General features: G+C 67.3%; 14 protein-coding genes and 1 tRNA gene. 6 read left to right on the top strand and 9 right to left on the bottom strand.

Annotated elements, in window-relative coordinates; all coding sequences use genetic code 11:
* Window positions 1–8 precede the first annotated feature (8 nt).
* Window positions 9–1,439 (bottom strand): bifunctional UDP-N-acetylglucosamine diphosphorylase/glucosamine-1-phosphate N-acetyltransferase GlmU, encoded by a 1,431-nt coding sequence (gene glmU / locus ACIPV5_RS16945; protein ID WP_072591547.1) that lies wholly within the window; start codon window positions 1,437–1,439, stop codon window positions 9–11.
* A gap of 1 nt (window position 1,440) precedes the next feature.
* Window positions 1,441–1,512 (bottom strand) — tRNA-Gln (locus tag ACIPV5_RS16940).
* A gap of 71 nt (window positions 1,513–1,583) precedes the next feature.
* Between ACIPV5_RS16940 and ACIPV5_RS16935 the strand changes: the two genes are divergently transcribed.
* Both ACIPV5_RS16935 and ACIPV5_RS16930 read left to right on the top strand, forming a co-directional pair.
* A complete protein-coding gene (locus tag ACIPV5_RS16935; RefSeq protein WP_053097060.1) occupies window positions 1,584–2,078 on the top strand; it encodes a MarR family winged helix-turn-helix transcriptional regulator in 495 nt (164 codons plus the stop codon).
* A 17-nt stretch (window positions 2,079–2,095) separates the two neighbouring features.
* Window positions 2,096–3,019 carry a pseudouridine synthase gene (locus ACIPV5_RS16930; protein WP_222839477.1) on the top strand — a complete coding sequence of 308 codons (924 nt, stop codon included), beginning with the start codon at window positions 2,096–2,098 and terminating at the stop codon, window positions 3,017–3,019.
* On the opposite strand, the gene ACIPV5_RS16925 is transcribed toward ACIPV5_RS16930, so the two are convergent.
* From ACIPV5_RS16925 to ACIPV5_RS16900, 6 genes are all read right to left on the bottom strand, one after another.
* On the bottom strand, window positions 3,006–3,665 hold the full coding sequence (locus ACIPV5_RS16925) for a methionine ABC transporter permease (RefSeq protein WP_053097064.1): 660 nt from the start codon (window positions 3,663–3,665) through the stop codon (window positions 3,006–3,008). The two genes, ACIPV5_RS16930 and ACIPV5_RS16925, sit on opposite strands and share 14 nt — an antisense overlap.
* Entirely contained in the window at window positions 3,665–4,708 is a 1,044-nt protein-coding gene (locus ACIPV5_RS16920) for a methionine ABC transporter ATP-binding protein (protein ID WP_053097066.1), read from the bottom strand. Before ACIPV5_RS16920 ends, ACIPV5_RS16925 begins: the two co-directional genes overlap by 1 nt.
* A 104-nt stretch (window positions 4,709–4,812) precedes the next feature.
* Window positions 4,813–5,727: a MetQ/NlpA family ABC transporter substrate-binding protein gene (locus tag ACIPV5_RS16915; RefSeq protein ID WP_053097067.1), complete on the bottom strand. Its 915-nt coding sequence runs from the start codon at window positions 5,725–5,727 to the stop codon at window positions 4,813–4,815.
* A gap of 91 nt (window positions 5,728–5,818) precedes the next feature.
* Window positions 5,819–7,621, bottom strand: coding sequence for a Na+/H+ antiporter (locus ACIPV5_RS16910; RefSeq protein WP_400342023.1), 1,803 nt, complete (start codon window positions 7,619–7,621; stop codon window positions 5,819–5,821).
* Between the two features lie 123 nt (window positions 7,622–7,744).
* Window positions 7,745–9,556 carry an ABC-F family ATP-binding cassette domain-containing protein gene (locus ACIPV5_RS16905; protein WP_056280025.1) on the bottom strand — a complete coding sequence of 604 codons (1,812 nt, stop codon included), beginning with the start codon at window positions 9,554–9,556 and terminating at the stop codon, window positions 7,745–7,747.
* Between the two features lie 64 nt (window positions 9,557–9,620).
* On the bottom strand, window positions 9,621–10,361 hold the full coding sequence (locus tag ACIPV5_RS16900) for an alpha/beta fold hydrolase (protein ID WP_400342020.1): 741 nt from the start codon (window positions 10,359–10,361) through the stop codon (window positions 9,621–9,623).
* A gap of 103 nt (window positions 10,362–10,464) precedes the next feature.
* Here ACIPV5_RS16900 and ACIPV5_RS16895 point away from each other — a divergent pair, with 103 nt between their 5' ends.
* The 4 genes from ACIPV5_RS16895 to ACIPV5_RS16880 all read left to right on the top strand — a co-directional run bounded on the left by ACIPV5_RS16895 (window position 10,465) and on the right by ACIPV5_RS16880 (window position 14,435).
* A complete protein-coding gene (locus ACIPV5_RS16895) occupies window positions 10,465–11,799 on the top strand; it encodes a DUF222 domain-containing protein (RefSeq protein WP_400342019.1) in 1,335 nt (444 codons plus the stop codon).
* Window positions 11,800–11,863: 64 nt separating this feature from the next.
* Window positions 11,864–12,463, top strand: coding sequence for a hypothetical protein (locus ACIPV5_RS16890; RefSeq protein WP_400342017.1), 600 nt, complete (start codon window positions 11,864–11,866; stop codon window positions 12,461–12,463).
* Between the two features lie 71 nt (window positions 12,464–12,534).
* A complete protein-coding gene (locus ACIPV5_RS16885; protein ID WP_400342015.1) occupies window positions 12,535–13,305 on the top strand; it encodes a hypothetical protein in 771 nt (256 codons plus the stop codon).
* 203 nt (window positions 13,306–13,508) lie between these two features.
* Window positions 13,509–14,435 (top strand): hypothetical protein, encoded by a 927-nt coding sequence (locus tag ACIPV5_RS16880; protein ID WP_400342013.1) that lies wholly within the window; start codon window positions 13,509–13,511, stop codon window positions 14,433–14,435.
* A 145-nt stretch (window positions 14,436–14,580) separates the two neighbouring features.
* On the opposite strand, the gene ACIPV5_RS16875 is transcribed toward ACIPV5_RS16880, so the two are convergent.
* A complete protein-coding gene (locus ACIPV5_RS16875; protein ID WP_053097082.1) occupies window positions 14,581–15,702 on the bottom strand; it encodes a sugar-binding protein in 1,122 nt (373 codons plus the stop codon).
* Window positions 15,703–15,717: the final 15 nt, after the last annotated feature.

Raw genomic sequence — 15,717 nt, 5'->3', positions numbered from 1 at the left:
CGTTCTGCCTACTCCGCCACTCGGGTTCGGGCTGCGGCGTCTGCCGCGCCCGTGCCTGCCCTGTTCTTCTCGACCCAACCCTCGATGTTGCGCTGAGGGGCGACGCTCATGGCAAGGGAGCCGGCGGGGACGTCCTTGCGGACGACAGCGCCAGCACCTGTCTTGGCGCCGGCTCCCAGCCTAACGGGCGCGACGAGGGTCGTGTGCGAGCCGGTGTGCACCTCGTCCTCGACCACCGTGCGGTGCTTGTTCACGTCGTCGTAGTTCGCGGTGATCGTGCTCGCACCGAGGTTGACGCCTCGCCCGATGGTCGCGTCTCCGACGTACGACAGGTGCGGCACCTTGCTGCCTTCGCCGATCTCGGCGTTCTTGGTCTCGACGTAGGCGCCGATCTTGCCTCTGGCCCCCAGGACGGTGCCCGGCCGCAGGAACGAGAACGGTCCGACCGTGGCCTCGGCACCGATCACCGCGAGCGTCGCATCGGTGCGGCGGACGATCGCGTCCTCTCCCACCTCGCAGTCGACGAGGGTGGTGTCCGGTCCGATGATGGCGCCCTCGGCGATCGTCGTCGCCCGCAGGATGTGCGTGTTCGGGAGGATCGTGACGTCGGGCGCGAGGGTGGCGTCGTCGTCGATCCACGTCGTCGCAGGATCGATCACGGTGACGCCCTCGAGCTGCCAGCGCCGCACGATGCGGCGGTTGAGCAGACGACCGACCTCCGCGAGCTGAGCGCGGTCGTTGACGCCGTAGGTGACGGTGACGTCGGAGACGACGGATGCCGCCACACGGCTGCCGTCGCGGCGGAGGAGCCCCGGCACGTCGGTCAGATACATCTCGCCCTGCGCGTTGTCGACGCCCACCGACGGCAGGTACTTGCGGAGCGTCGAGACGCGGAACACGTACATGCCTGCGTTGATCTCGCTGACGGCAGCTTCTTCGGTCGTCGCATCCTTCTGCTCGACGACGCGATCGACGCCGCCGTCGGCGTCGCGGATGACGCGGCCGTAGCCGGTCGGGTCCTCGACCACGGCGGTCATGAGGGTCGCCTCCGCCTGCGCGGCGCGGTGCGCGTCGAGGAACGAGCCCAGCGTGTCCGCATCCGCGAGAGGGCAGTCGCCCGAGAGCACGAGCACGTCGCCGTCGAAGTCGGCAGGGAGCGCGTCGACAGCCACCTGCACTGCGCGTCCGGTGCCGGGGACGTCGTCCTGATCGATGAAGACCGCGGTCGGATAGTCCTTCTCGAGTGCGGCGACGACCTGGTCGCGTTCATGCCGCACGACGACCTCGATATGATCGGCGCCGAGTCGCGTCGCGGTGGTCAGCACGTGGCCGACGAGCGGACGCCCGCCGATCGGATGCAGCACCTTCGGAAGACGCGAGCGCATGCGGGTGCCCTGGCCTGCGGCGAGGACGATGATCGCGAGATTGTTCCCAGTCATGCTCCGCCGCCAGGACTCGAACCTAGACCTAACAGCTCCAAAGGCTGTCGTGCTGCCATTACACCACGGCGGACCGCGGCCCCCGAGGGCGCCGCGGATCAAGTCTGCCACGTCCACCTGCGTACTACCGGCGATAATGGACGGATGACTGAGGCGGATGAGGTTGATCGGATCGTCGGCGCCTGGAACACCCAGCGCCCCGACCTCGACTTCTCGCCTCTCGAGGTGCTGTCGCGGATGGATCGCCTGACCAGGCTGCTCGACCGGGCTCGCAGAGATGTGTTCCGACGCAGCGACCTGGAGGCTTGGGAATGGGACGTGCTGTCGGCTCTCCGCCGCGCGGGCGCGCCCTTCCAGCTCTCCCCCAAGCAGCTGCTGCAGCAGACGCTGGTGTCGAGCGGCACCATGACCAATCGCATCGACCGTCTGGTCGGCCGACGTTTCGTGCGACGGGAGGGCGACCCGGCCGACGGCCGCAGCGTGCTCGTGACGCTCACGGACGACGGACGCATCCGGGTGGATGCCGCGATCACGCGCCTCGTCGACGTCGAGGACGACCTGCTGCAGGCGCTGTCCCGCGGTGACCGCGATCGGCTCGCTGCGTTGCTGCGCAAGCTGAGCCTGAGCTTCGACGCGTGAGGGGCTGACGGATGGGCATGCTCTCCCCTCTTCCGGTGCGCGACGGCGTCGGCGCGACGCGTCTGCACGTGCCGATGAGCGGCGAATGGCCGACCGTCGGCGCGTACATGATCGAGCGCTTCTTCCACCTCGATCCCGAGGGGCTACTCAGCCGCTTCGATCGCGGTGAGATCGTCGCCCGCGACGGCACCCCTCTCGCACGGGACACGCCCTTGGGGGTCGAGGAGTTCATCTGGTACTACCGCGACCCGCCCGTCGAGACCCGTCTCCCCGTGGAGATCGAGGTCCTCCATCAGGACGACGATCTGGTGGTCATCGACAAGCCGCATTTCCTGCCCACCATCCCCGGCGGGAAGTTCCTGCAGAACTCGGCGCTGATCCGACTGCGCAACCTTCTCGACAACGACGAGCTCGCCCCCATCCACCGCTTGGACAGGGCCACGGCAGGAGTGCTGATGTTCTCGGCGCGACCGGCCACGAGAGGGCCGTATCAGCTGCTCTTCGAGACGCGGCAGGTGCAGAAGGTGTACGAGGCCGTGTCGGCTCGTCCGGCCGACTGGGATGCCTCACGATTCCCGCTCGTCTACCGCAACCACATCGTGAAGCTCCGCAATGAGCTGAAGGTCCAGGTCGACGACGAGCGGGAGCCGAACGCCGAGACGCAGATCGATGTGATCGATGCCGACGAGCGCGTCGTGCACACGCTCCTGCACCCGCACAGCGGCAAGATGCATCAGCTCCGCGTGCATCTCTCCGCGCTGGGGCTCGGCATCCTGAACGATCCGTTCTACCCCGAGTTGCGTGGCGAGAAGCCCGACGACTTCGAGAAGCCGATGCAGCTGCTCGCGCGCGAGCTGCACTTCGTCGATCCGCTGAGCGGCGCGCCGCGGGTCTTCACCACGACGCGCACGCTGCAGGAGGCTCCCGTCAGCGCCGCATGATCCTGCGCGCGAGCCACGTGCCGAGCATCTGCACGAGGTGGACGAAGACGACGATGAGGACGATCGCCGTCCACATGACGACCGGCTCGAACTGCCGGAAGCCGTAGATCTGGGCGAACGCGCCGAGGCCGCCGCCGCCGATGAGGCCTGCCATCGCGGTCATGTCGATCAGTGCCACCACGATGAACGTGTAGCCGAGGATCAGCGGTCCGAGCGACTCGGGGATCGCGACCGTGAACAGGATGCGCGCGGGACCTGCGCCCATGGCGCGCGCGGCTTCGATCACGCCGGGCGACACCGACACGAGGTGCTGCTCGACGATGCGGCCGATGGCGAACGCCGCGGCCAGACCGATCATGAACGCGCCGGCCGTGGTGCCGATGCCGGTGCCGACCACCGCGCGGGCGAACGGCTGCGCCACGGCGACGAAGAGCACGAACGGGATCGGGCGGAAGAAGTTCACCCCGAGGTTCGCGATGACCGACACGGCCCGGTTCTCGGCGAGCCCGCCCGGACGGGTGACATACAGGATGACGCCGATCGCGAGACCGAGGATGCCGCCCAGCACGAGTGCGAACGACGTCATGTACAGGGTCTCGAGGGCGGCCTTCCAGAGGTCGGGCCACAGTTCGTTCAGACGATCCATCAGCGTGCCTCCTCTTCTGCGATCTCGGTGACTTCGACGCGCTGGCCGATCTGCTCGAGCGTGCGGTCGATCACGGCGCTCTCACCCCGGATCGCGAGCGTGAGGTGGCCGAAGGCGCGCCCCCGGATGTCGTTGATCCCGCCGTACACGAGCTCGAAGTCGAGTCCGGCGCCGGCGAGGTCGAGGAAGACCTGAGCCTGCGACGAGTCGCCGTCGCGGAACGAGAACGTGACGAGGCGGCCCCGGTGGCGCTCCCGCAGCACGCCGAGCTCGGACGGCGACGGGATGCCCTTCACGACCGTTCCGACGAAGCGCTGCGAGGCCGGATTCTGCGGGGCGGAGAACACGTCGAAGACATCGCCCTGCTCGATCACCCGTCCGTTCTCCATGACCGCGACCTTGGTGGCGATCGTCTGGATGACGTCCATCTCGTGGGTGATGACGACGATCGTGACGCCCTGCTCCTGGTTGACCCGCTTGAGCAGGTCGAGCACCTCGTGCGTGGTCTGCGGGTCGAGTGCGCTGGTGGCCTCGTCGGCGAGGAGGATGGCCGGGCCGGTGGCGAGGGCGCGGGCGATGCCGACGCGCTGCTTCTGGCCACCGGAGAGCTGTTCGGGGTACGCCTTCGCCTTGTCGGCCAGGCCTACGAAGCTCAGCAGCTCGGCGACCCGCTTCTCGATGTCCGGCTTCGACCATCCGGCCAGCTTGAGCGGGTAGGCGATGTTCGCCTTGACGCTGCGCGAGGAGAACAGGTTGAACTGCTGGAAGATCATCCCGATGCCGCCGCGGACCTTGCGCAGCTCGCTCTCCTTGAGAGCTGTGATGTCGACGTCGTCGACGGTGATGGTCCCGCTCGTCGCCGGCTCGAGCGCGTTGATCAGTCGTACGAGCGTGGACTTGCCGGCGCCCGAGTATCCGATGATCCCGAAGACGTCGCCCTTCTCGATCGACAGGGTCACGTCGTCCACGGCTACGACCTCGGACTCGTCACGCGTGCGGGAGGGGTAGGTCTTCGAGACATTCGTCAGGGTGACGATCGGCATGCGGTGCTCCGGTCTGTCTGCTTCGGGAACGAAGAATCGGGTGACGCACGAAGCGCCACCCGATTCTCCCTCATCGGACGGGGGTGTCACCCACCCCGGTCGTCCTACTTGTTGGCCTCGGTGTCCTTCTGGACCTTCTCGAGCGAGGCGACGAGATCCTCGACCGGGGTCTGCAGCGGCACGGCGGTGTCACCCGACGACTCGAGCAGGCCGGCCTGGACGTCCTCATTGGTCTGGAAGATCTCGACGAGCTTGAGGTACGTCTCGTTGTCGGCGTCCTCGGCGCGGGCCGCGAAGATGTTCACGTACGGAAGCGCGTTCGGGTCTTCAGGGTCGTCCTGAGCGATCGCGTCCTCGAAGGTCAGACCCGCATCCTCGACGAAGTCGTTGTTGATGATCGCCGCCGCGACGTCGGGCAGCGACGTCGGGATCAGCGCGGCCTCGAGCGCGGTGACCTCGACCTTGGACTTGCCCGTGTCGATGTCGGAGAGGTCGGAGAAGATCGTGCCGCCGCTCTTGAGCTCGATGAGTCCGGCCGACTGCAGCACGAGCAGCGCGCGAGCCTGGTTCGATGCGTCGTCGGGAACCGCGACGGTCTCCCCCTCGGGGATGTCGTCGACGTCGTCGTACTTCTGCGAGTACAGGCCCAGCGGGTAGATCGCCGTCGAGCCGACCGGCGTCAGGTCGGAACCTGATGCCGTGTTGTACTCGGCGAGGTACACGATGTGCTGGAACTGGTTGAGGTCGATCTCACCCTCGGTCAGAGCGGGGTTCGGCTGCTCGTACGAGCCGAAGTCGACGAGCTCGACCGTGATGCCCTCGTCAGCGGCTGCCTCGACGAAAGGAGCCCACTGTGCGTCTCCCTTGCCGACGACACCGATCTTGACGGTCTCGTCCTCGGAGCCGCCGGAACCGGCGTCGGACGATGCGGTCGCGCAGCCTGCGAGCGCGACGAAGAGCGGGACCGCGGCGAGCGCGGCGATGACGGATGTGGTCCGACGGGATGCTGTGATGGACATGAGTGTTCGGGTTCCTCTCTTGGGGGACTCGAATACGTTAGGCAGGGCGACGCGCTGCGCGACAATCGAGTGTCACAGAGCGTCACAGCTCTCAGTCGTAGTCCTCGATGCCCTGCAGCCGGACCTGTTCGAGGTCGAGTCGTGCCGAGATCCGACGGACCACGAGGTCGTCGACCGTCCCGTCTCTGCGCAGCCCGAGCAGCACCTCGCGTTTGCGGTCGATGAGCGCGAGCTTGAGGCGCGTGTGCTCCTCGTGACGCAGCAGCGGCGACCGCTGCATGACGTCGACGTCGGCCGAGGTGGCGATCATCTGCAGAGTCCTGACCTCGCCGTCCGCGAGCTCACCGTCGTCGCCGACACGAGTCGCGTCCGGCAGTCGCAGCGCGACCGACGCCTCCGCGGCACCGGCATCCGCTCCCCCGCTCATCTGCTGGCCGCCGCCCAGCGGATCGGGCTCGTCGAGCATGACGTCGAGCGCCTGGGCCTCGGCATCGACGATCGCCTGCTCGCGCGCCAGCGCACGCGCGTTCGAGAACTCGAGCATCTGGTAGCCCTCGGCACGCACCTTGTCTCGGATCTCCTGACCGACGCCGTGCTCGACGGCGAGGTCGTCGAGGGCGGCCAGTGCCGCGCCCGAGATCGTCCGCTCGGCGAGCTCGTACTCCTCGGCCTCCATGTGATCGACCGGGAAACGCGCCCAGCGAACGATCGCCGGCAGCAGCGGCCCCTGTACGAGCAGACTGAGCAGGATCACTCCCGCCGTGACGAAGACGATCTCGTCGCGTCCGGCGATCTCGCCCTCGGTCGCGCTGGCGGCCGGAACCGACAGCGCGATCGCGAGCGACACGGCACCCCGCATGCCTGCGACCGTCGACACCGCCATCGATCGCGCCTTGGCACCACGGGACGGAAGCGCCGGATTGCGTCGCTGGAAGGGCGCGTTCAGCAGCTGGAAGAGATACCTGACGACGAGCAGCGTCCCCCACACCGCGAGGGTGATGAGCACGAGCCGGCCGATCGCCGCCGCGGAGATCTCATGTGCGACGAACTGCACCTCGAGGCCGATCAGCACGAACAGCGCTCCGTTGAGCAGGAAGACGCCGAACGGCCATGCGGCGTCGGCCTGCCGCCGCGACGAGGCTGTCGTCACCCGGGGCGAGACATAGGCGACGATGAGACCGGCGACGACGACGGCCAGCACGCCGGAGGCGTGCACGATCTCCGCGAGGAGGAACGCGCTGAACGGGATGAGCAGCAGCGCGACGTTGATGACGATCGTCGAAGAGGTGCGACGCAGCAGCAGGTACCCGAGGCCTGCGATCACGACACCGGCCGCTACTCCTCCGACATAGGAGGTGAGCACTGACATCGTCACCGACAGCGGCGTGATGTTGCCGCCGAGAGCCAGCGAGACGGCGATCGCGTAGAGCACGAGCGCGGTTCCGTCGTTCGTGAGGCTCTCGGCCTTGAGCTTCATGAACATGCGCCGGGGCAGCAGCCTGCCGAGGGCTGCCACGGCCGTCGCATCCGGCGGGGCCACTGCGGCGCCGAGGATCAGCGCGGTCTCCCACGGCATCCCGAACAGCAGACCGATGCCCGCGACGGCGAATGCGGATGCCACGACGAGCACCGTGCTCATCGGGAGGATGTAGCGGAAGTCACGGCGGATCGATCGCAGCGAGGTCGTGAGGCTCTCCCAGAACAGCATCACCGGGAGGAACAGCAGCAGGACCGTCTCAGGGGGCAGCTGGATCTCGCGGAGCTGCGGGACGAAGCCGAGCAGGAGTCCGAAGATCACGAGGACGAGCGGCAGCGCGAGTCGAACGCGCGGCGCGATCAACGTGCCCACGAGGATCGTGAGTCCGATCAGGACGGTGACCTCGAGTCCTTCCATCTGAACCTCCCGGGTACCGCAGGATCAAGCTGTGCGATCCCGGCTGGCATCGAACCCCGCCCAGAGCACAGCGCATTCGACTGCCACCGTATTCCCGCGAGGGCGGAAGGGCCAGACCTCTCGTCAGTCGAGCTCTTCGGTCAGCTCGAACCAGCGGAGTTCGAGTTCCTCGATCTCGGCCTGCTGGTCGCTGATCGCCTTCATCTTGTCGCCGAGGCCGGCGAAGTCCGACTGGTCGTGATCCGCCAGAGCGGTCTTCGCCTTGTCGACCTGCTGCGTGAGCTTCTGGATGCGGCGCTCGAGCGACGAGACCTCTTTCTGGGCGGCGCGCAGTGCGGCGCCGTCGAGGCTGGGGGCCTTCTTCTCAGTGTTGACGGCCGTCTGCGACCTGCCCGGTGCCGAGGTCTGCAACTGGCGCAGGCGCAGGTACTCGTCGACGCCGCCGGGCAGGTGCCGCAGGTGGCCGTCGAGGATCGCGAACTGCTGATCGGTGACGCGCTCGAGGAAGTACCGGTCGTGGCTGACCACCAGCAGGGTCCCCGACCACGAATCGAGCAGATCCTCGATGGCCGCGAGCATGTCGGTGTCCAGGTCGTTGGTGGGCTCGTCGAGGATCAGCACGTTGGGCTGGTCGAGGAGCACGAGAAGCAGCTGCAGGCGGCGCTGCTGACCTCCGGAGAGATCCTTCACGGGGGTGGAGAGCTGCGCCGAATCGAAGCCGAGCCGCTCGAGGAGCTGGCCCGGCGTGAGCTCCTGCGCCTTCGAGCCGGATCCCATCGTGTACGAGGTGCGCAGTCGCGAGATCACGACACGCACCGGCTCGCGTCGGACGTCCTCGAGTTCGTCGAGGCGCTGCGTGAGCGTCTTCACCTTCACGGTCGTGCCGCGCTTCACACGGCCGACGGTGGGCTCGACGGTGCCCGAGATCAGCCCGAGCAGCGTCGATTTGCCGGCGCCGTTCACACCGAGGATGCCGGTGCGCTCCCCCGGCGCGATGCGCCACTCGACGTCGCGGAGGACTTCGCGGGTGCCGCCGTCGGCGGTCGGATAGGTCACTCCGACGTCGAGCAGGTCGACGACGTCCTTGCCGAGACGAGAGACGGCGAGCGACTGCAGGGAGACCTTGTCGCGGATCTCCGGCACGTCGGCGATGAGCTCGTTGGCCGCATCGATGCGGAACTTCGGCTTCGCGGTTCGCGCGGGTGCGCCTCGACGGAGCCACGCGAGCTCCTTCTTGGCGAGGTTCTGACGCTTGGCCTCTGTCGCCGCCGCCATGCGGTCGCGCTCGACCCGCTGCAGGATGTACGCCGCATAGCCGCCCTCGAAGGGCTCGACGATGCGGTCGTGCACCTCCCAGGTCTCGGTGCAGATCTCGTCGAGGAACCACCGGTCGTGAGTCACGACCATGAGCGCTCCGGAGTTCGGGCTCCACCGCTTCTTGAGGTGTCCGGCGAGCCAGGTGATGGCCTCGACGTCGAGGTGGTTGGTGGGCTCGTCGAGGGCGATGACGTCCCAGTCCCCCGTCAGCAGCTTGGCGAGTGACACGCGTCGGCGCTGGCCTCCGCTGAGGGAGCCGATCTCGGCATCCCAGGGCAGGTCCTTCAGCAGTCCCTCGATCACGTCGCGGATGCGCGGGTCGCCGGCCCACTCGTACTCCGGGGTGTCACCGACGACCGCCGCGCTGATGGTCAGGTCGTCGCTGAGGGTGTCGGCCTGGTCGAGGACGCCGATGGTCGTGCCGCCGCGCACCGTGACGCGGCCCGAGTTCGGCTCCTTGATGCCGGCGAGCATTCCGAGGAGGCTCGACTTGCCGTCGCCGTTGCGGCCGACGATGCCGATGCGGTCACCTTCTTCGATGCCGAGGGTCACGGAGTCGAAGACGACCCTCGTCGGATATTCGAGATGAAGGGCCTCTGCCCCGAGAAGATGTGCCATGTCACTCCCCAGGGTAGTCGCGCGGTCTGGGTGGCCCGGTCAGCCTCCTGTCACGGCTGCCTCGTCATCCGGCACCCTGCGCACGAGCGCGCCGGCCGAACAGCTCCGGGAGCGACGCCGTGAACTCCTCGAAGTGGCTGTACCAGACAGTGTGCGCGGCTCCGGGGATGCTGCGCACGTCGATGCCGTTCGCCTCGAACCGGGCGACGTCGGCGGCGGTCACCCAGTCGCTCGGGTCGGCGCGGACGATGATCGACCCCGGGTCGGGAAGCCACATGTGATCGCGGCCGCAGGAGACGGATGCCATCGTCGTCGGGTCGAAGCGGCGGGCGGCGAGTGCCTCGATCTCGGCATCCCTCTCCGAGTAGAACGAACGCGAGGCACGGAGGTTCTCCGGCGACTGTCGCGCTTCGCGATCGCGGGCGTACCGCTCGATGAGATCGTCACGGTCGCTGCCGCCGGGGAGGACGAGTGCGGCATCGACATAGATGCCCGGTTCAGGTCGGAGAAGCGGGGCCGCCTGTGCGAGCACGCTCGCACCGAAGGAGTGTCCGACGGCCGCGAGCGGCCGCCCCGGGGCGAGACTTCGGACGGTCTCGACCACCGACGATGCGGCCCGCTCGATCGTCAGACGTGGATCTCGCGGGGACAGACCGTGACCGGGGAGATCGATCGCCAGCACACGGAAGCCCTGTGCAGCGAGCACCGGCATCACACGCCACCAGCTGTCGGCCGAGCCCATCATCCCGTGGAGCAGAACCACCGTACGGGGGCCGTCGCCGACGTCGACGGCGTGAAGGAGCATGACGTCAGTGTCGCATGAGTCATCACTCTTCCGGGATCATGTCGGTTCGGGAATGTCTCGAAGCTTCGTTCGAATGTCGGTGGTCCGTGATCCACTCGGAGACATGACAGCACTGCTCGACGCGACGGACACGCAGATCGCGAATCTCGCCGATCTCGTCACCGCGTTGCAAGTCGCAGAGGCGACATTGAGCAGCATGAGCGCCGCGCGCGACGGGCTGCTGGCGATCGCCGGTCGGCTCGCGGTCGACATCGCGAAGCAGGGGGATCACCCGGACCGGGGAGACCATTCGATCAGGACCATCGCGGCCGAGATCGGAGCCGTGCAGCATGTCAGCGATCGCACCATCGAGCGCCGGATGGCGGCGGCGGAGCTGCTGGTCGATCGGTTCCCCGCCGTCTGGGCCGCACAGGGAGCGGGGCGGATCAGCGCCGCGCACTCCCGTGTCATTGTCGACGCAGGTTCGGGCCTCGAGTCGCCCGATCACCGCGAGGCATATTCCGCGGTGATCCTTCCGCTGGCGGAGGTGGAATCGCCGAACCGACTGCGCGCGCTGGCGCGCCGTGTGGCCGAGCGCTTCGCTCCGACGACAGTGTCGGAGCGGCATCGTCGCGCCAGATCTCAGCGGCGAGTCTGGGCGACGGATGGCGAAGACGGGATGGCGACGCTGCACACGCACGCGCCTGCCGCGCTCGTCCACGGCATGTTCGACCGTCTCTCGCAGATGGCGCACGCACTGCGCGTCGAGAACCTTCGCGCGAAGCGGCGGGCGGCTCGCGACGGCGATGAGTTCGAGGCGGATGATCGGACGGTCGACGAGATCCGCGCCGACCTGCTCGCCGACCTCGTGCTCAGCGGCCAGCCGACCGGGCACGACAGCGAAGACGGACTGCTGGCGGCCATCAGTGCGCGCATCGAGGTCACGGTCCCGGTGACGACACTGATGGACGACGATGCGGACGCGGCGTCTGATGCCGAGGCGGCGTCGCCCGCCGAGCTCGACGGCGTGATTCCGATCGACGTCGATACCGCGCGCCGATTGGCCGGGCAGACGAAGGGATGGGAACGGGTGCTGACGCATCCGATCACCGGTCATGTCCTCGCCGTCGACCGATACCGACCGAGCCGTCACTTGCGCAGGCACCTACGGGCAAGAGATCAGCGATGTCGATTCCCGGCGTGCGGAGTGGCGGCGCGAAAATGCGACCTCGACCACAACCATGCTGCCTCGACGGGTGGCGCGACCTGCGAATCGAATCTGGCATCGTTCTGTCGCCGACATCACGTTCTCAAACATCACACGCCATGGCACGTCGAGCAGAAGCCCGGCGGGGTCATGGAGTGGACGAGTCCCATCGGGCGGACGTACATCGACACTCCCCCTGCACCGTACACGGTGATCTTCACCGAATCGGATGCCGTGCGCGCGCCGTTCTGAGCGGAGACGTTCGCGCTGTGGATAACCGCGACGGCGCTGAGTCCGAATTCATTACGGTGGCGCGGTGACCTCTCCTCCACTGCGCCCCTTGTCCGTTCTTGCGATTCGTCACGGCAGAGGCGGTGGTGCGGCAGTTCCACGGTTGGGCGGGCGCATAGTTGCTGTCGCCGTACTGGCGTTGGGGGCTGGCGCTCTCGCGGGATGCACCACTGAACCCGAGCCCGCCCCTACGCCCACCGCGGCCTTCGCCAGCGAGGAGGAGGCGTTCGCTGCGGCGGAGAAGGTGTACCGGGCGTACAACGAGGCGTTGAACGACCGGCGCAAAGGAGTATCCGGCGCTGATCCGCAGCAGTACCTCACCGGAGTCGCACTGGAGAGCGATATCGACGGACAAAACGTCCTACGCGCGGAGGGCCTTCGAATTGAAGGCACTGCCGAGGTGACTTCGTTCGCAGAGGAATCCGCCGAGCTTCAGACCGACCATCCGCGTGTAGTAAGTCTGGTCTGCATTGACGTTTCTGGGGTCTCGCTCATGAGCGAGGCCGGTGTGAACGTGACTCCGCCCGAGCGTGGCGACATAGTCGCCCAGAGGGTTGAGTTTGTTGTTTCGACAATGTCCCTCGTTATTGCGCACGAGGCGACCGCGGAGACGACGACGTGCTGACAGCCGGAGCAGCATTGTGCATGGCCACCGTGATCTGCGTTTCGGTCTCAGTCCCCGCGCCTCGGGTCGACATGAGCTCATGCACCGGCGAACTGGCCTCCGTCGGAGTATGCGGCTCGACGGATGGTTCCTCCCTCACCATCTCCGGCACCCAGCAGCAGCCGAGCACTGATCCCGGCACCGACTCGAATTGGAGTGATGGCGGTCCGGGCGACGGCAGGGGTCCGAGCACACCGTCGGGACCGAGCCAGGAGGCGATCGACCTCGCGGCATGCATGGACGACTCGGGCACCACGCGCTGTGCGCCGCGCCCGAACCGGCCCGCTCCCCCGGCCTCCGCTCCGTCGACGCCGGGCGCGCCGACGATCGCCATCTCTGACCTGGCGCGATTCGCACCGGCATCAATCCGTGCGACCGCCGAACCCGGCAACGTCGGGATCGCCGGGATGCCGACGAACTTCACGGCCGCAGCATCCACGCAGATCCAAGACGGCGAGCTGTTCGGCGCCCCGCTGCGTGTGCGCTTCGCGCCGGCCAGCTACATCTACACCTACGGCGACGGGAGCTCGGCGACCGTGACGACACCTGGGCAGACGTGGGAGGCGCTCGGTCAGGCGCAGTTCACGCCGACCCCGACCAGCCACGTCTACCGCAAACCCGGCATCTACTCGGCCAGCGTGGACATCCGATTCACCGCGCGGGTGGACCTCGGCGGCGGATGGATCGACATTCCCGGGCAGCTCACGACCAGCGGCGCCGCGCAGGAGATCCGCATCCTCGAGGCCCGCACCGCGCTCGTCGCCCACACCTGCCACGAGAACCCGGCCGGCGTCGGCTGCTGAAGAACGCACCACAGCAGCACGCAACAAGAAAGAGCCCCCGACCCGAAGGTCCGAGCAGCCCTCTTCTGCCAGATGGCTGATCGCTTTCTCGTACGACCCGACGATCTCAAGGAGGCTCGGCCTTCCGAGAGCAAACTCGCCTACGGCGCTCTGCTCCTCCAGAGGCAGCCGCCGGCCGATCCCCTCCGGCTTAAACTAGACAGGTGCCATGGAGTCGCCGGGTGTTCTCGCTCTCACTAGCCAACCGCACGGCAAAGCTGGTGCAGTCGAGAAGGCGCCCCGGTCGCTTCGAGCTCAGCGTGGATGGAATTGCGCAGTCCGTCGTCTCGATGACCGAACCCACCGCCCTCGAGTACAGCTACACCCAACACATCGCCCGCGCAATGGATGCCGCCGCCGAGCCTGACGCGCCGCTGTTCACCGTGCATCTGGGGGCCGGAGCACTCACGCTGGCACGCTACGTCCAGGCGACGCGCGCCGGATCACCTCAGCTGGTGGTGGAGTTCGAACCCGCGCTCTACGCCGCCGTCATCGACGCGCTGCCGTTGCCTCCCGGGTCTGACATACGAGTCATCCTCGGTGACGCTCGAACGGTCGCGGACGCCGCTTTTCCGAATGAGAAGACATCGCCGGTGCAGTCACCTCCGTCCCCCGGACTTGACGACGCCGCGAGTTATCGCACCGCAATCGACACCGATTGGGTGGAGGCGTGCTTCACCGTCGTCGATCTCTGGGATGCCGCCGTCATCCGGCATCGTGTGGCCAGCCAGGAGTTCTATCGTCGGGTCGCCGCGCGCTCCGCAGCAGCGGGCGTGGTCGCCGTGAACCTGCTCGACGGGCATCCGTTCGAATACTCACGACGACAGGCCGCGACCCTGAGCACCGTGTTCGAGCACGTCGCTGTCGTGCTCGATGCAGAGCCGGAAGATGCGGAAGGGCCACTCGGCAACGTCGTCATTTTCGCGAGCGATGAGCCGCTGGACAAGGTCGCCGCCTCCGTTTTGCTCGACACACCGCGGCCTCATCTCCTCCGCGATGGCCCTCTGACGTCGTGGATCGCTGAAGCGCGCATCATGACAGATGCCGACGGCACAGACTCTCCCGATCCCGACGACCCCGTCTGGGGCTAGCGCCGTGTGCGGACGTCCTCCGACAGGACGTCCGCTTTCCGCCAGCGGCTCGCCCGCGCGCGGTGTGGAAAGTCGACCCGACATGGCGAAGAGCCGCCCGGACCCGAAGGTCCGGACGGCTCGTCTGCGGTGAGTGCGATGTCGCTTACTGGTACGACTTCACGATCTCGAGGAGGCTCGGCACGTTGGCGTACGCCTCAGCAGCGTTCTCCTTGGTGACGATGATCGGGTCGAGCAGGTACGCCGGAACGACCTTGGCGCCGTTGTCGTACGACTCCTCGTCGTTGACATCGACGGTCTCGCCCTTCTGCAGCTGGCCGACCATCTTGATCGACTGCTCGACGAGCAGTGCGGTGTCCTTGTTGATCGTGGAGTACTGGATGCCCTCCATGATCGACTTCACCGACTCGACCTCGGAGTCCTGACCCGTGACGACCGGAACCGGCTTGCCGGCCTGCTGCACCGAGGTGATGATGGCGCGAGCAAGGGTGTCGTTCGGCGACAGCACGCCGTCGACCACGGTGTCACCGCTGTACGACGAGGTGAGCAGCGTGTCCATACGGTTCTGCGCGTTCTCCGGAAGCCATCCCTCGGTCGCGGTCTGCGCGATCTCGGTCTGCTTCGACACGACCACCAGGTTGCCGTTGTCGATCTCCGGCTGGAGCACGTCCATGGCGCCGTCGAAGAAGACCTTCGAGTTGGCGTCATCCGGCGAGCCCGAGAAGAGCTCGATGTTGTACGGAGCCTCGTGGCCCGCACGCTCGGCGAGACCGTCGAGCAGAGCCTGGCCCTGCAGCTGGCCGACCTTGAAGTTGTCGAACGCGACGTAGTAGTCGACTGCCTCGGTGTTCTCGATGAGACGGTCGTACGCGATCACGTATGCGCCGGCATCCTTGGCCGCCTGCACCTGGGTGGCGAGCTGCTTGCCATCCTTCGCGCCGATGATGATGACCTTGGCGCCGTTGGTGACCATGGCCTGGATCTGGTTCTGCTGCTCGGCGACCGTGTTGCTCGCCGGAGCGTACTGCACGTCTGCCTTGAAGCCGGCCTCTTCCAGGCCGTCCGTGAAGAGCTGACCCGCGAGGACCCAGTTCTCACTGGTCTTGTCGGGAAGCGCGACACCGATCGAGGAGTCGGCGGCGAAGCCCGCTTCGGCCTCTTCGCCGGATCCCGTGTCGGTTCCGCCGCCGCGCTCACCGGAGCAGCCCGTGAGTGCGAAGGCAGCCGTCGCGACGAGCGCTGTCGCTGTGACGATGATCTTCTTCATGTGATCTCTTTCTGT

Source organism: Microbacterium sp. NPDC090014 (assembly GCF_044748285.1).
GTDB lineage: Bacteria > Actinomycetota > Actinomycetes > Actinomycetales > Microbacteriaceae > Microbacterium.
Note: the sequence above shows the minus strand (reverse complement) of the source record. Positions and strands in the feature narration are given on the sequence as shown.

Excerpts from the sequence above, each read along its gene's own strand:
- ACIPV5_RS16915 (WP_053097067.1), bottom strand. The coding sequence starts at position 5,727 with ATGTCCATCACAGCATCCCGTCGGACCACATCCGTCATCGCCGCGCTC.
- ACIPV5_RS16895 (WP_400342019.1), top strand. The coding sequence starts at position 10,465 with ATGACAGCACTGCTCGACGCGACGGACACGCAGATCGCGAATCTCGCC.
- ACIPV5_RS16885 (WP_400342015.1), top strand. The coding sequence starts at position 12,535 with ATGAGCTCATGCACCGGCGAACTGGCCTCCGTCGGAGTATGCGGCTCG.
- ACIPV5_RS16935 (WP_053097060.1), top strand. The coding sequence starts at position 1,584 with ATGACTGAGGCGGATGAGGTTGATCGGATCGTCGGCGCCTGGAACACC.
- ACIPV5_RS16905 (WP_056280025.1), bottom strand. The coding sequence starts at position 9,556 with ATGGCACATCTTCTCGGGGCAGAGGCCCTTCATCTCGAATATCCGACG.
- ACIPV5_RS16930 (WP_222839477.1), top strand. The coding sequence starts at position 2,096 with ATGCTCTCCCCTCTTCCGGTGCGCGACGGCGTCGGCGCGACGCGTCTG.
- ACIPV5_RS16920 (WP_053097066.1), bottom strand. The coding sequence starts at position 4,708 with ATGCCGATCGTCACCCTGACGAATGTCTCGAAGACCTACCCCTCCCGC.
- glmU (WP_072591547.1), bottom strand. The coding sequence starts at position 1,439 with ATGACTGGGAACAATCTCGCGATCATCGTCCTCGCCGCAGGCCAGGGC.
- ACIPV5_RS16910 (WP_400342023.1), bottom strand. The coding sequence starts at position 7,621 with ATGGAAGGACTCGAGGTCACCGTCCTGATCGGACTCACGATCCTCGTG.
- ACIPV5_RS16900 (WP_400342020.1), bottom strand. The coding sequence starts at position 10,361 with ATGCTCCTTCACGCCGTCGACGTCGGCGACGGCCCCCGTACGGTGGTT.
- ACIPV5_RS16925 (WP_053097064.1), bottom strand. The coding sequence starts at position 3,665 with ATGGATCGTCTGAACGAACTGTGGCCCGACCTCTGGAAGGCCGCCCTC.
- ACIPV5_RS16875 (WP_053097082.1), bottom strand. The coding sequence starts at position 15,702 with ATGAAGAAGATCATCGTCACAGCGACAGCGCTCGTCGCGACGGCTGCC.